Annotated in this window: 15 protein-coding genes, 1 tRNA gene and 1 pseudogene; 13 read left to right on the forward strand and 4 right to left on the reverse strand. The window is 57.7% G+C overall.

Annotation, left to right across the window (positions count from 1 at the left end; all coding sequences use genetic code 11):
• Positions 1-453: 453 nt before the first annotated feature.
• The 4 genes from rpoE (at position 454) to J5M72_RS25900 (ending at position 4280) form a co-directional block, all read left to right on the forward strand.
• Positions 454-1035 (forward strand): RNA polymerase sigma factor RpoE, encoded by a 582-nt coding sequence (gene rpoE, locus J5M72_RS25885; RefSeq protein ID WP_003172477.1) that lies wholly within the window; start codon positions 454-456, stop codon positions 1033-1035.
• 31 nt (positions 1036-1066) lie between these two features.
• Complete coding sequence (locus J5M72_RS25890; RefSeq protein WP_011332903.1) at positions 1067-1654, forward strand: anti sigma-E factor RseA C-terminal domain-containing protein; 588 nt, start codon at positions 1067-1069, stop codon at positions 1652-1654.
• Positions 1655-1662: 8 nt separating this feature from the next.
• Positions 1663-2625 (forward strand): MucB/RseB C-terminal domain-containing protein, encoded by a 963-nt coding sequence (locus tag J5M72_RS25895; protein WP_207867721.1) that lies wholly within the window; start codon positions 1663-1665, stop codon positions 2623-2625.
• Between the two features lie 206 nt (positions 2626-2831).
• Positions 2832-4280 carry a DegQ family serine endoprotease gene (locus tag J5M72_RS25900; RefSeq protein WP_169429254.1) on the forward strand — a complete coding sequence of 483 codons (1449 nt, stop codon included), beginning with the start codon at positions 2832-2834 and terminating at the stop codon, positions 4278-4280.
• Between the two features lie 63 nt (positions 4281-4343).
• On the opposite strand, the gene J5M72_RS25905 is transcribed toward J5M72_RS25900, so the two are convergent.
• The gene (locus tag J5M72_RS25905) at positions 4344-5777 is read right to left on the reverse strand and encodes a M48 family metalloprotease (RefSeq protein ID WP_207867722.1); all 1434 of its coding nucleotides are present in this window, start codon (positions 5775-5777) and stop codon (positions 4344-4346) included.
• Positions 5778-5874: 97 nt separating this feature from the next.
• Between J5M72_RS25905 and J5M72_RS25910 the strand changes: the two genes are divergently transcribed.
• Positions 5875-6114 carry a sulfurtransferase TusA family protein gene (locus J5M72_RS25910; RefSeq protein WP_007958011.1) on the forward strand — a complete coding sequence of 80 codons (240 nt, stop codon included), beginning with the start codon at positions 5875-5877 and terminating at the stop codon, positions 6112-6114.
• A gap of 32 nt (positions 6115-6146) precedes the next feature.
• The gene (locus J5M72_RS25915; RefSeq protein WP_207867723.1) at positions 6147-7217 is read left to right on the forward strand and encodes an AI-2E family transporter; all 1071 of its coding nucleotides are present in this window, start codon (positions 6147-6149) and stop codon (positions 7215-7217) included.
• A 124-nt stretch (positions 7218-7341) separates the two neighbouring features.
• Here J5M72_RS25915 and J5M72_RS25920 read toward each other — a convergent pair whose 3' ends face one another.
• Together J5M72_RS25920 and J5M72_RS25925 are read right to left on the reverse strand one after the other, a co-directional pair.
• A complete protein-coding gene (locus J5M72_RS25920) occupies positions 7342-7815 on the reverse strand; it encodes a peroxiredoxin (protein WP_169429257.1) in 474 nt (157 codons plus the stop codon).
• 10 nt (positions 7816-7825) lie between these two features.
• On the reverse strand, positions 7826-8386 hold the full coding sequence (locus J5M72_RS25925) for a glycine cleavage system protein R (protein WP_169429258.1): 561 nt from the start codon (positions 8384-8386) through the stop codon (positions 7826-7828).
• A 312-nt stretch (positions 8387-8698) separates the two neighbouring features.
• Between J5M72_RS25925 and dapA the strand changes: the two genes are divergently transcribed.
• The 6 genes from dapA (at position 8699) to J5M72_RS25955 (ending at position 13238) form a co-directional block, all read left to right on the forward strand.
• Positions 8699-9577 carry a 4-hydroxy-tetrahydrodipicolinate synthase gene (gene dapA, locus J5M72_RS25930; protein WP_169429259.1) on the forward strand — a complete coding sequence of 293 codons (879 nt, stop codon included), beginning with the start codon at positions 8699-8701 and terminating at the stop codon, positions 9575-9577.
• 17 nt (positions 9578-9594) lie between these two features.
• On the forward strand, positions 9595-10710 hold the full coding sequence (bamC, locus tag J5M72_RS25935; protein ID WP_169429260.1) for an outer membrane protein assembly factor BamC: 1116 nt from the start codon (positions 9595-9597) through the stop codon (positions 10708-10710).
• Positions 10711-10714: 4 nt separating this feature from the next.
• Complete coding sequence (locus J5M72_RS25940) at positions 10715-11476, forward strand: MBL fold metallo-hydrolase (protein WP_085710246.1); 762 nt, start codon at positions 10715-10717, stop codon at positions 11474-11476.
• A gap of 28 nt (positions 11477-11504) precedes the next feature.
• Positions 11505-12218, forward strand: coding sequence for a phosphoribosylaminoimidazolesuccinocarboxamide synthase (gene purC, locus J5M72_RS25945; protein ID WP_007963288.1), 714 nt, complete (start codon positions 11505-11507; stop codon positions 12216-12218).
• 84 nt (positions 12219-12302) lie between these two features.
• A tRNA-Ser gene (locus J5M72_RS25950) sits at positions 12303-12392 on the forward strand.
• Between the two features lie 561 nt (positions 12393-12953).
• Positions 12954-13238, forward strand: a complete 285-nt coding sequence (locus J5M72_RS25955; protein WP_347709531.1) for a hypothetical protein — start codon at positions 12954-12956, stop codon at positions 13236-13238.
• An 87-nt stretch (positions 13239-13325) separates the two neighbouring features.
• On the opposite strand, the gene J5M72_RS25960 is transcribed toward J5M72_RS25955, so the two are convergent.
• Complete coding sequence (locus J5M72_RS25960; RefSeq protein WP_207867724.1) at positions 13326-13619, reverse strand: DUF3077 domain-containing protein; 294 nt, start codon at positions 13617-13619, stop codon at positions 13326-13328.
• Between the two features lie 232 nt (positions 13620-13851).
• Between J5M72_RS25960 and J5M72_RS25965 the strand changes: the two are divergent.
• Positions 13852-14041, forward strand: a pseudogene (locus J5M72_RS25965) (polyphosphate kinase 2); the annotation flags it as partial.

The following is a 14041-nucleotide window of genomic DNA, read 5'->3' on the forward strand; positions in this document are numbered from 1 at the left end:
GCACAATAGCCGGGCCGGTATGGCATTGTGAAACTATCCTGACGACAAAATACCGACGCTTTGTCGGAAGTTTTTTTTCATGGGTTTCGGAAAAGGCGACTGTATCGCAGATGAAACACGCTTTTTCCGCCCTCGGTTGCCCAATGTCGCTTTTACCCGGCTATAAATATTTGGAACTTTTGCCAAAGGCTCAAGATCAATAGACAGTTGCCTGAGACAAGGGACAGTGTCGGCTTCAACGCGGAATCTGCGGTTGGATTCTCGCCGGTGAGCCGATGAAAAGATTATTCGCGCAGCCGGTTTATCCCGCGCTGCGTTTTTCGTGCGTGCCAAATCAGAGCCCGCAGGAAACTTGCTTGGAGGGGGAGAACTTTTGCGAAAAGCCCGAGTCTATGTTTGCAAGTCCGGTCGTTTGGTCATGCAAGCCTCCTCTGAGTTTATCGAGGAGTGTTCATGCTAACCCAGGAAGAGGATCAGCAGCTGGTCGAGCGCGTTCAGCGTGGCGACAAGCGAGCTTTCGATCTGCTCGTGTTGAAGTATCAACACAAAATTCTCGGGTTGATCGTGCGTTTCGTGCACGACACCCATGAAGCCCAGGACGTTGCGCAGGAAGCCTTTATCAAGGCGTATCGAGCGCTTGGAAACTTTCGCGGAGACAGTGCCTTTTATACGTGGCTGTACCGTATCGCCATCAACACGGCGAAAAACTATCTGGTTTCACGCGGCCGCCGGCCGCCGGATAGCGATGTCAGCTCCGAAGATGCAGAGTTCTATGACGGCGATCACGGCCTGAAAGATCTCGAATCTCCAGAACGTGCATTGCTGCGGGATGAGATCGAAGGCACCGTCCATCGAACCATTCAGCAACTGCCAGAGGATTTGCGCACGGCTTTAACTTTGCGTGAATTCGATGGTCTGAGTTACGAGGACATCGCGAGCGTCATGCAATGTCCGGTTGGTACCGTGCGCTCCCGGATTTTCCGCGCCCGGGAGGCCATCGATAAAGCCCTGCAGCCGTTGTTGCAGGAAAACTAAAGACAGCGGCGACAGCCAAGAGAGGAACGCCATGAGTCGGGAAGCCCTGCAGGAATCGCTGTCCGCAGTGATGGATAACGAAGCGGACGAACTGGAATTGCGTCGAGTGCTCAACGCACTGGATGATGTTGAAACACGCGAAACCTGGGCTCGTTACCAGATCGCTCGGGCAGCCATGCACAAGGATCTGCTGCTTCCACGCCTGGATCTCGCTGCGGCGGTTTCTGCTGCACTGGAAGACGAAGCCACCCCTGCCAAGGTCTCTCGCGGACCATGGCGCAGCCTTGGACGTCTGGCCGTTGCAGCGTCGGTAACCGTTGCCGTTCTGGCAGGTGTCCGCCTGTACAACCAGGACGAAATCGCAGGTGTTGAACTGGCGCAGCAGTCCAATCAGCCAGTGTTGGCTACTCCTCAGGTCAAAGGGCCGGCGGTACTGGCAGGCTACAATGAGAGTTCTGAAGCCACTGGTCCTATGGCCAATGGCGTGCTGCAAGGCCAGCCAGGCTGGCACGATCAGCGTTTGCCGGGTTACCTGCGTCAACATGCTCAGCAAGCTGCGCTGAAAGGTACTGAAAGCGCACTGCCTTATGCACGGGCAGCCAGTCTGGAAAACCGTTAAGGAGGATCATGCGCGCCATACCTCTACTTTCGCTTCTGCTCAGTGGCTGGTTCATTGTTCCAGCCCACGCCGATGAGGCCCAGGATTGGCTGACCCGCCTGGGCCAGGCCGAGCAGCAGCAAAGCTTTCACGGCACATTCGTTTACGAGCGTAACGGTAGCTTCTCTACTCACAGCATCTGGCATCGTGTCCAGAACGGGCAGGTTCGCGAGCGGTTGCTCCAGCTTGACGGTTCGGCGCAGGAAGTCGTGCGCATTGATGGGCATACTCAATGTGTCAGCGGTACCCTGATTGCGGGGCTGGGAGATTCTCCAAACTCTGCCGCTCGTCCTCTCGATCCTCAGAAGCTGAAGAATTGGTATGAGCTTGCCGTGATCGGCAAGTCGCGTGTGGCCGGGCGTGACGCGGTCATCGTATCGCTGACGCCACGAGATCAGTATCGCTACGGGTTCGAACTGCACCTGGACAAGGAAACGGGGTTGCCACTCAAGTCGTTGCTGCTCAACGACAAGGGGCAGTTACTTGAACGGTTCCAGTTCACACGACTGGAAACTGCCGAGGTTCCATCCGACAAGGATCTTCAGGCCGCCTCCGACTGCAAACCTGTCAACCTCGACAGTGACAAGGCTTCTGCCGTCAAGACCGCACAGGTCTGGCGATCTGACTGGTTGCCACCTGGTTTCGAACTCACCAGCAGTTCTTCGCACAGGGATCCGGACACCAAAACCCAGGTCAACAGCTTGCTGTATGACGATGGTCTGGCGCGTTTCTCGGTCTTTCTGGAACCGCTGAACGGAGCCGTGGTCACGGATACCCGGACTCAGCTGGGTCCTACGGTTGCCGTATCTCGCCGTCTGACGACGCCACAGGGTGAGATGATGGTGACGGTGGTCGGCGAAATTCCAATCGGTACTGCCGAGCGGATTGCCTTGTCGATACGCAATGATGGCGCTGCAACCAGCAAGCAGTGAGCTGATTTCAGCAGTTTCCGCTTCGTGTTCGAGACATGAAATGTTTGCTGAGCATTTTCATTTGCAAATAATCCGAAAATTTTTTATAGGTCAGAGCCTCTCGGCTCTGGCCTTGTTTGTTGTTCCCGGAACAAAAATGCCGGCCTGTGGTTTCCGGTGTTCCTTGCTCCATATCGCTTAACCCTGCTCGTCGTAATGGGAGCTGTATGTCGATACCAAGTTTGAAGTCTTATCTCTCCATCATCACTGCCGTGCTGGTGCTCGGTCAGGCTGTCCCGGCCGTCAATGCGGCTGAAGCGGCCAGTCCGGTCAATCTGCCGGATTTCACCCAGTTGGTCGAACAGGCCTCGCCTGCGGTGGTGAACATCAGTACCACGCAAAAACTGCCGGATCGCAAAGTGAACCAGCAGATGCCTGATCTGGAAGGCTTGCCGCCGATGCTGCGCGAGTTCTTCGAGCGAGGCATGCCACCGCAGCCGCGTTCGCCGCGCGGTGATCGCCAGCGCGAAGCGCAGTCGCTGGGTTCGGGCTTCATCATCTCGCCCGATGGCTACATCCTGACCAATAATCACGTGATTGCCGATGCTGACGAAATCCTCGTTCGTCTGGCGGATCGCAGTGAAATGAAAGCCAAGCTGATCGGCACCGACCCGCGCTCTGACGTGGCCCTGCTGAAAATCGAAGGCAAGGACCTGCCCGTGTTGAAGCTCGGCAAATCCCAGGATCTGAAAGCCGGTCAGTGGGTCGTAGCGATCGGTTCGCCATTCGGCTTCGACCATACTGTGACCCAAGGCATCGTCAGCGCCGTTGGCCGTAGCTTGCCAAACGAAAACTATGTGCCGTTCATTCAGACTGACGTGCCGATCAATCCGGGTAACTCCGGTGGCCCGCTGTTCAACCTGAACGGTGAAGTGGTGGGGATCAACTCGCAGATCTACACCCGTTCCGGTGGCTTCATGGGCGTTTCGTTCGCCATCCCGATCGACGTTGCCATGGATGTATCGAATCAGCTGAAAAGCGGTGGCAAGGTCAGCCGTGGCTGGCTGGGTGTGGTCATTCAGGAAGTGAACAAGGATCTGGCCGAGTCGTTCGGTCTGGAAAAACCGGCCGGTGCGCTGGTGGCTCAGATCCAGGATGACGGTCCCGCTGCAAAGGGCGGCCTGCAAGTGGGCGACGTGATCCTGAGCATGAACGGCCAACCGATCGTCATGTCTGCTGATCTCCCTCATCTGGTCGGCGCGCTGAAGGCTGGCGCCAAGGCCAATCTGGAAGTGATTCGTGAAGGCAAGCGCAAGAATATCGAGCTGACGGTCGGCGCTATTCCTGACGAAGACAAGGAGCTGGATGCCTTGCCGAAGTCCGGTGTCGAGACCAACAGCAATCGTCTTGGGGTATCGGTCGCTGAACTGAGCGCCGAGCAGAAGAAAACCTATGACCTCAAGGGCGGTGTTGTCATCAAGGAGGTGCAGGACGGTCCTGCAGCCCTGATCGGCCTGCAGCCAGGCGACATCATCACCCACCTGAACAATCAGGCCATTGGTTCTGCCAAGGAATTCTCCGAGATCGCCAAGGCGCTGCCGAAGAATCGCTCCGTGTCGATGCGGGTTCTGCGTCAGGGTCGTGCCAGCTTCATCACCTTCAAACTGGCTGAATGATCCGCGGTTGCTGAGTCAAAAAAAACCGCCTCGAAAGAGGCGGTTTTTTTATGCCTGCAGCTTTTATCCCATCATGTCCTTCACCATACGCTCCTGCTCCATCAGCTCGCGCTGGCGGGCATCGATACGCGAGGAGAGCGGGAAGTTGCTTCCAGCCTTGCGCTTGGCGAAATCCAGTTGCTGGATAGCCTGACGATAATCGCCCACCAGTGCGAAGTACTCCGCGCGGGCCTGATGCAAACCAATGATGTTGCCGGCCAAGCCACGAGTTTCCGCCACCTGATACCAGACGTCGGGATCGTCCGGGCGCGACTTCAACAAGCCTTCCAGGGCTTTTTCCGCATCGGCAGTACGGTTCTGCTTCAATAGCAGATCGACCCGAACCTGATTCAGCGGGTAGTTGCCGGGATACTGGGTCAGCATGCGGTCTACCCGCGATTGCGCATCGGCCAGCTTGTTGTTGGTGATATCCAGATCGATCTGCGCCAGGTTGTAGATGATCTCGTTCGGCGATTTGGTCAGCAGTTGCTTTAGATTCTCTCGGGCTTCGTTCAACTGACCACCCTTGATCTGGGCGATCGCCAGGCCGTAACGAGCCACATCGTTGTTCGGATTATCGTCCAGTTGCGCCCGGAAGCGCTTGGCGCCCATCCCGGGGGTTTCTTCATAGATCAACTGTACCCGGGCGCGGATCAACTGATAGCGCATGCTGTCCTCGATACCGCCGGGCTTGGCCTGCTCTGCGCGGTTGCGGGTGTCGGCGATGCGGGATTCGGTTACCGGGTGAGTCAACAGAAACTCGGGTGGCTTGGCGTCGTAGCGATACTGGCGCATCAAGCGTTCGAACATGGTTGGCATCGAACGCGGGTCGTAACCGGCCTTTTCCAGGTTGAGAATGCCGATTCGGTCGGCCTCCTGCTCGTTCTGACGCGAGAAGGTCCGCTGCGACTGAATGGCTGCCGCCTGGGTACCGGCGATGGTCGCGATCCCGGCATCGCCTGCTCCGGCAGCGGCAATCACGATACCGGCCAGCAGAGCGGCCATCATCGGCACCTGCATCCGTTGGGAGGCCTCGACGCCCCGGGCAAAGTGGCGCTGGGACAAGTGAGCCAGTTCGTGGGCCAGTACCGAGGCATATTCACCTTCGGTCTGGGCATTGAGGAATAGTCCACCGTTGACCCCGACAATCCCGCCTGGTGCTGCGAAAGCGTTGAGTTGCGGACTGTTGATCAGAATGAATTCCAGGCGTCGGTCGCTGACCTGGCTGGTTTCCACCAGTTTATAGACGCTCGACTCGACGTAATCCTTGAGCTGAGGATCGTTGAGCTGCGAAACCTGGCTGCGCAGCAATGCCAGCCAGGCGCGACCCAGTTGGTATTCCTGCTGTGGAGAGACGATGGCAGAGCTGGCGTCACCGAGTGACGGCAGGTCGTCGGCGAAGCCCGGTGAGGCGAGCAGGCAAGCGAGCGTCAGCAGGGTAGGGCGCAGAAATGTCATGCACAAAGCCTTAGTCGACAAAGACCTTACTGTAGCCGGACACCGGGCTTGCGACCAGATATTCTAGGCAGCCTGACCACCTGATCCGGAGTAACGCATGACCGACGCTGTAGCCCACGACTGTGAACTGGACGCCAGTGGCCTGAATTGTCCGTTGCCGTTGCTCAAGGCCAAGATGGAGCTGAACAAGCTGCCCAGCGGCGCGGTACTCAAGGTGATTGCCACGGATGCAGGCTCGCAGCGCGACTTTCGCACCTTTGCCAAACTGGCCGGTCATACGCTGCTGCGTGAAGAAGACGAGGCGGGCGTCTACCGTTACTGGTTGAAAAAAGCCTGAAATCGACAGCGTAAAAGACTTAAGGATTATTGATGTTCAAAGTGTTACGCGACTGGATTCAGCGCTATTTCTCCGATGAAGAGGCCGTGGTGCTGGCGGTGCTGTTGTTCCTCGCCTTTGCCGCGGTGCTTACCTTGGGTGGAATGCTTGCGCCTGTGCTGGCCGGGATGGTGCTGGCGTATCTGATGCAAGGGCTGGTGGTTACCCTCGAGCGCTTGCGGATACCCGGTGGGGCGGCGGTCGGCCTGGTATTTGCGCTGTTCATGGGCGTGCTGCTGTTGTTCATCGTCGTGGTGCTGCCGCTGCTCTGGCATCAATTGATCACGCTGTTCAACGAGTTGCCGGGCATGCTCGCCAAGTGGCAATCGTTGCTGTTACTGCTGCCGGAGCGCTATCCGCATCTGGTCTCCGACGAGCAGGTGTTACAAGCCATCGAGGCGGCGCGCGGCGAAATCGGGAAGTTCGGGCAGTGGGCGCTGACGTTCTCGTTATCCAGCCTGCCTCTGCTGGTGAACATCATGATCTACCTGGTCCTGGTACCGATCCTGGTGTTTTTCTTCCTGAAAGACCGGGTGATGATCGGCGAATGGGTACGTGGTTATCTGCCGCGTGAGCGAGCGCTGATTACCCGGGTTGCCGAGGAAATGAACCGACAGATCGCCAACTACATTCGCGGCAAGGTCATCGAGATCGTGATCTGCGGCGGGGTGACCTACATCGCCTTCGTCGCCCTCGGGCTGAACTACGCGGCGCTGCTGGCGTTGCTCGTAGGGGTGTCGGTGGTGGTGCCGTATGTCGGGGCGGTCGTGGTGACGGTGCCGGTCATGCTGATTGCGTTGTTCCAATGGGGCTGGAGCGATCAGTTCATCTATCTGATGGCAGTCTACGGGATCATCCAGACGCTGGATGGCAATGTGCTGGTGCCGTTGCTGTTTTCCGAAGCGGTCAATCTGCACCCGGTGGCGATCATCTGCGCGGTGCTGTTGTTCGGCGGGTTGTGGGGCTTCTGGGGGGTGTTCTTCGCGATTCCGCTGGCGACGCTGTTCAAGGCTGTGCTTGATGCGTGGCCGCGCAAAGAGCCGGTTGTAGCTCCGCTACTTTAAAAACCGGATTATTCGTTGAGTCTTATTAGCCCCTTCGCAAGCAAGCCCGCTCCCACATCAGACCTCGGTCAACTGTGGGAGCGGGCTTGCTCGCGAAGGCGCCAGTGAAGTCGGCGCAGAAATATCAGGCCTTGTTCAGTGCCTGAGCAGCGGCCAGCACAGCATCAACATGGCCCGGCACTTTCACGCCGCGCCATTCCTGGCGCAGAACGCCATCCTTGTCGATCAGGAACGTGCTGCGATCCACGCCCATATATTCCTTGCCGTAGAGTTTTTTCAGCTTGATCACGTCGAACAGCTGGCAGACGGCCTCGTCCTTGTCGCTGATCAACTCGAACGGAAACTCCTGCTTGCACTTGAAGTTCTCGTGGGACTTCAGGCTGTCGCGGGAGATGCCGAAGATTTCCGTGTTGGCATCCTTGAACGCCGCGTACTGATCACGAAAGCCCTGGCCTTCTGTGGTGCAGCCCGGGGTGCTGTCCTTCGGGTAGAAGTAGATCACCACTTGCTTGCCCTTGAGGGCTGAAAGGCTGACGGTCTGCCCGCTGGTGGCGGGTGCTTCGAAGTCGGCAACCGGTTGATCGATAGCTACGGCCATGAAAGCTTCCTTACATTGGGTTCTGTGGGCGCCACGGTTCGATCAGTGCGTCCAGGTTCATGGCATCGGCGAAGTCCAGGAACTGGTCGCGCAGCCAGCTGATCTGGGTGCCGGCCGGCAGGGTCACGGTGAACGTGGCGTTGAGCATGGTGCCGCCGGTCTGCGGCGCCTGATAGGTGTCGCAGGTCAGGTTTTCCAGCTCGACGTTGTGGTCCATGAAGAACTGGCACAGCTCGTTGATGATGTCCGGGCGATAGGCAGAGGACACGTAAGCCACGTACGGCAAGGCCTGAGGGCGGTTTTCCAGGGCCGCGCTGCGCACGACGTTAACGGTGAACGCATGCTTCTTGGCCAGGCCTGGCAGACTGCCTTCCAGGCGCGCCAGGGCGTCCCAGCTGCCGGAGATCTCGAGGATCAGCGCGCTGCACTCGCCGTGACGGGTCAGGCGCGAGGTGACGACCGCGCAGCGGTTTTCATGGCTGGCGCGGCACAGGACGTTGGTCAGCTCCATTGGATTGGCGCCGAGCGCACTGATGACAAGGAATTGTTCGCGAACTGTGGGGGTGGACATGCAGCATTCCTAAAGCGATGAGCGGTCGGTAGGGTAAGGGCGTTGATTGCCGGAACATACCTGTCCGGAAGGCCCGGTTCACGTATCGCCAGAGCCTCGATAATAAGGAAGCACAAGACGACGACACTGGAACGGGGCCTGAAAGGCCGAAACGGGAGGCTGGAACCCGGCGTACAAGCTGATCTGTACCGATCAAAGTCTGAAGGGTAGCGAAAAGCGGCGCTCAGGGGAATGGCGGCGCAGTACTTCGCTTGTGCAAGCATCTTGGCGCCAGTACCATTACCGCTCTCTTTTTCCGGCAGGAGCGGTTTCATGATTGCGGGCAGTATGGTGGCACTGGTCACACCCATGGATGCACAAGGGCGTCTTGACTGGGACAGCCTCAGCAAACTCGTGGACTTTCACCTCAAGAACGGCACCCATGCCATTGTCGCGGTCGGCACCACCGGCGAGTCGGCAACCCTTGACGTTGAAGAACACATTGCCGTCATCAAAGCCGTCGTCAAACAGGTTGCAGGCCGCATTCCGGTGATCGCCGGCACCGGCGCCAACTCGACCCGCGAAGCCGTCGAGCTGACCCGCAACGCCAAGGAAGCCGGCGCCGATGCCTGCCTGCTGGTAGTTCCGTACTACAACAAGCCGACCCAGGAAGGCCTGTACCAGCACTTCAAACACATCGCCGAAGCGGTCGACATCCCGCAGATCCTCTACAACGTACCCGGCCGCACTTCCTGCGACATGCAGGCCGAGACCGTGATCCGCCTGTCCACCGTGCCGAACATCATCGGCATCAAGGAAGCCACCGGCGACCTGAAGCGCGCCAAGGCGATCCTCGATGGCGTGAGCAAGGATTTCATCGTGCTGTCCGGCGATGATCCAACCGCAGTCGAGCTGATCCTGCTGGGTGGCAAAGGCAACATCTCCGTCACCGCCAACGTCGCTCCGCGCGAAATGGCCGACCTGTGCGAGGCCGCGCTCAAGGGCGACGCCGAGACCGCACGGGCCATCAATGAAAAACTGATGCCGCTGCACAAGGACCTGTTCATCGAAGCCAACCCGATTCCGGTGAAGTGGGCTTTGGTCGAAATGGGCCTGATGCACGAAGGCATCCGCCTGCCGCTGACCTGGCTGAGCGCTCCTTGTCATGAAACGTTGCGCTCGGCCCTGCGCCAGTGCGGCGTCCTGGTTTAATTGAGGAAGTACAACGCATGAAGCGAATGGCCGGACTTTCCGCACTTGCCTTGATTATCTCCAGCACCAGTGGCTGCGGATGGATCTGGGGCCCGGAAGGTTATTTCCGTGACCGTGGTAGCGACTACCTGGAAGCGAAACAGACTGCACCGATGCAACTGCCAGAAGGTGTCAGCACCTCCAAGCGTCTGGATCCACTGCTGCCGATCCCGCGCAACGTCGCCGACGATACCGCTACCGGCGAATACGTGGTTCCGCGTCCTCAGCCACTGTCGGCGATCGCTGACGCCAGCGACTACTCGCTGCAGAAGAGCGGTGATTCGCGTTGGGTCATGGGCCAGCATCCACCGGCCGAAGTCTGGCCAGTGGCTGTGCAGTTCTTCCAGGACAATGGTTTCCGTCTGGATGAACAGCGTCCGCAAACCGGTGAATTCACCACCACCTGGCAGCATTCCGACGAGCTGTCCGCTGCCATGGCCAAGCGTCTGAGCGCCGCCGGCGTCGCCGCCGACAGCGAAACCCGTGTGCGGGTACGCATCGAGCCGGGCGTACAGCGCAATACCAGTGAAATCTACGTGGTCAGCGCCGAGCGTCCGGCCGGCAGCACCGCCAATGTCGATTTCACCAACCGTTCGGTCAACACTGGTCTGGACGCTGCACTGGTCGACGACATGCTCGCGAGCATGAGCCGCACCTCCGAGAAGGGTGGTTCGGTGTCGATGCTGGCATCGCGTGATTTTGATACCCCGAGCCGCGTCAGCCTCAGCGAAGACGGCAGCGGCAACCCGGTGCTGAACGTCGGTTCGGATCTGGACCGTGCCTGGTCGAGCGTCGGTCGCGCACTGGAGCAAGGTCAATGGCGTGTTGAGGACATCAACCGCAGCCTGGGCCTGTACTACATCAACCTGGCCGAAAAAGCCGAGAAGAAAGACGACAAGCCTGGTTTCTTCAGCAGCCTGTTCGGCAGCGCGCCGACCAAGGAAGAAGTTGAAGCCCGTGCCGAGCGTTATCAGGTTCGCCTGAGCAAGGTTGGCGAGAACGTTCAGGTCACCGTCGAGAAAAACATCAACACCGTTGCGCCGGCCGATGTGGCCCGTAAAGTGTTGAGCGTGATTCAGGACAACCTGGGCTGATCAGATGCGTTTTGCCGTTCTCGGCAGCGGTAGCCAAGGGAACGGCACGCTGATCGCCAGTGCTGATACGTATGTACTGGTGGATTGTGGTTTTTCCCTGCGGGAAACCGAAAAACGCCTGTTGCGCCTGGGGGTGAACCCGGCGCAACTGAGCGCGATACTCGTGACCCACGAACATGCCGACCACGTGCATGGCGTGGGTTTGCTGTCTCGGCGCTACAATCTGCCTGTCTACCTCAGTCGCGGCACGCTGCGCGGGATGCGCAAACCGATTGAACCCGCAGGCTTCGTGGCCGGCGGCGAACAACTGCAGATCGGTGCTCTGGACATCCGGGTCATTGCCGTGGCCCACGATGCACAGGAACCGACCCAGTATGTCTTCAGTGATCAGGAACAGCGGCGCTTCGGCCTGCTGACCGACCTGGGGTCGTATTGCGAGCAGGTGCTGGACGGTTATAGGGACCTCGATGCGTTGATGATCGAGTCCAACCACTGTCGTGACATGCTGGCCCGCGGTCATTACCCGTACTTTCTCAAACAGCGGGTGGGCGGCGAGCTGGGACATTTGAACAACCATCAGGCGGCATTCCTGGTGGCCGAGTTGGGCTGGCAAGGCCTGCAACACCTGGTCCTGGCCCATCTGAGCAGCAAGAACAACCTGCCGCAGCTGGCCCGGCAATGTTTTGTCGACACCCTCGGGTGCGACCCGGACTGGCTGCAACTGGCCGATCAAGATTCAGGGCTCGACTGGCGCCACATCGCCTAGCCCATCTACTTAGCAAGCGGAGCCCATCATGGAAAAACGTGAAGAACTCTACCGCGGCAAAGCCAAATCGGTTTACAAGACCGACGACGCTGACCGCTTGATCCTGCTGTTTCGCAACGACACTTCGGCGTTCGACGGCAAGCGCATCGAGCAGCTCGACCGCAAAGGCATGGTGAACAACAAGTTCAACGCCTTCATCATGCAGAAACTCGAAGCGGCCGGCATTCCGACCCAATTCGACAAGCTGCTGGGCGACAACGAATGCCTGGTGAAGAAGCTGGACATGATCCCGGTCGAGTGCGTCGTTCGTAACTACGCTGCCGGCAGCCTGGTCAAGCGTCTGGGCGTCGAGGAGGGCATGAAGCTCAACCCGTACACCTTCGAACTGTTCCTGAAGGACGACGCCAAGGGCGACCCGTTCATCAACGAATCCCACGTCGTGGCATTCGGCTGGGGCACCGCCGAGCAACTGGCGCGTATGAAAGAACTGTCGCTCAAGGTCAACGAAGTCCTGAGCAAGCTGTTCGACGACGCCGGCCTGCTGCTGGTGGACTTCAAGCTTGAATTCGGCGTGTTCAGCGATGGCTCCATCGTCCTGGGCGACGAGTTCAGCCCGGACGGCTGCCGTCTGTGGGACAAGGACACCAAGAAGAAGATGGACAAGGACCGCTTCCGTCAGGGCCTCGGTGACGTCATCGAAGCCTACGAAGAAGTCGCCAACCGTCTGGGCGTACCGCTTTAATCGACGCAAGCATCTGATAGCACGGAAAAAATTTCGTTTAGGGGTTTCCCATCCAACGAAAGTGTTGTTATGATGCGCGCCGTTGGAGAGATGCCAGAGTGGCCGAATGGGACGGATTCGAAATCCGTTGTACCTTCACCGGTACCTAGGGTTCGAATCCCTATCTCTCCGCCATACATGGAAAAAGCCCCGTAGCTGAGAAGCTACGGGGCTTTTTCGTTTCTGAGGTTTTTTACTCGGATCGTTTATCGACGCATTAGAGTTGGATCTCTAGCTCAATACAGACCTGCAACATTCAAGTCGCTTTCTCTAAACAGCCAACCCTGCCTGCGTATGATCCTTTCCAAAAGGTTTGCGTTAACGCCGATACTCCCAAGACCCTTTGTCGCCTGAGCTTTCCAAGTGATTCCATTGAGCTACTATCGTTGGAAAAACGGAGGTTTGTATGAAAAAGGTTTTTTCTGTAGCCGTTATAACCATCTCGGTAGCGCTTTCAGGAAACGTTTGCGCACGTGGAAGCAGCTTCGGCAGTCATTCCTCGTTCAAGTCCGGCTACTCCAGCGGAAGTCGTTCTGACCATTCGGTTAGCGGGTATACGCGAAGCAATGGAATGTATGTTCGCCCCTCTCATGCTACAAACCCAGACTCCACCAGGAACAATAACTACAGCACCAAGGGCAATGTGAATCCGTACACAGGAAAGCTTGGCACTAAACCTCGTGATGGCATGTAGTTGTGAAGCTGCCAGAGAAAGCACTTTATTCAATTGTGCTGCTTGTCGTGAATCTGGGGAACACAATAACTTTCGCAGATACGTTTGATGGCTACGAATGCACGAATGACTGCTCAGGACATCAGGCCGGGTATGACTGGGCCGAGGAAAAAGGAATTTACGATGAAAATTCCTGTAGCACCCCATCTGAGTCCTTTAACGAAGGTTGTCAGTCGTTTGTCGAAGGAGGCGCCGGCGTTATTTCAACGGGCGATGATGGCGATGAAGAAAACGATGATGACGAATAAGTGCTCATAAAAATTGCCCCGTAGATGAACGATTACGGGGCTTTTTATTGCTGAATAGTACCGGCTAGATTTGAGATGAGATAACCATTATTTTGCAGTTCTCAGCGACATTTTGGTGGTTTTCGGCGAAACCTCCTTCATCACATCATCAACAAGCGCCTTGCCCATCTCCGTCAAAAAATGCGCAGCCCAGGCATATCGGTCTGTTTCTCTAATGAACGCCGCATCTTCTGCAAGTGCCTTGGCGAGAGCCAACAGGTCGGAAGCCTGAGCCAATGCCTGGCCGACAGGCACTCCGGCGCTGACGTGAAATAACGGATTGTCAGAGCAATAGAGGAAGGGAGTGGTTCCGGCGGTTTTTTCTTCAGGTGCATCATGCATGTGTAACTCCTTGACTGTGAGGAGCTGCCAATTTCACGGGCGTAAGAAGACGCCAGCATTTGTCAGGGACGCTGTTGCGTGACTCGTCGGGTTTCCAAACTCGGGAGGGAGCCTCAGGAACGTTAGAGGAGTCGTGTCTCACACTCCGAATTAACTGACTAAACTCCTGCATTCCAGCTCTTGGGCCGCCAGCCATCCGGCGGCCAGCCCCTTCAATGCATGAGGTTTGGTCATGGCAAAGGGAAAGAAGAAAGACTCGCCCAAAGACATCCCCGCAGATCGCCCGAAGCTGTCGAGCAAGGACTATCTGGCGGAGTTGCGTCGACTGCACGTTGAGCTCGTCAAACTGCAGGAGTGGGTGAGGGCCGAGGGCATCAAGGTTTGTGTGATTTTCGAGGGCCGCGATGGGGCGGGCAAGGGCG

This window comes from Pseudomonas sp. 58(2021), assembly GCF_017491585.1.
Classification (GTDB): Bacteria; Pseudomonadota; Gammaproteobacteria; order Pseudomonadales; family Pseudomonadaceae; genus Aquipseudomonas; species Aquipseudomonas fluorescens_BT.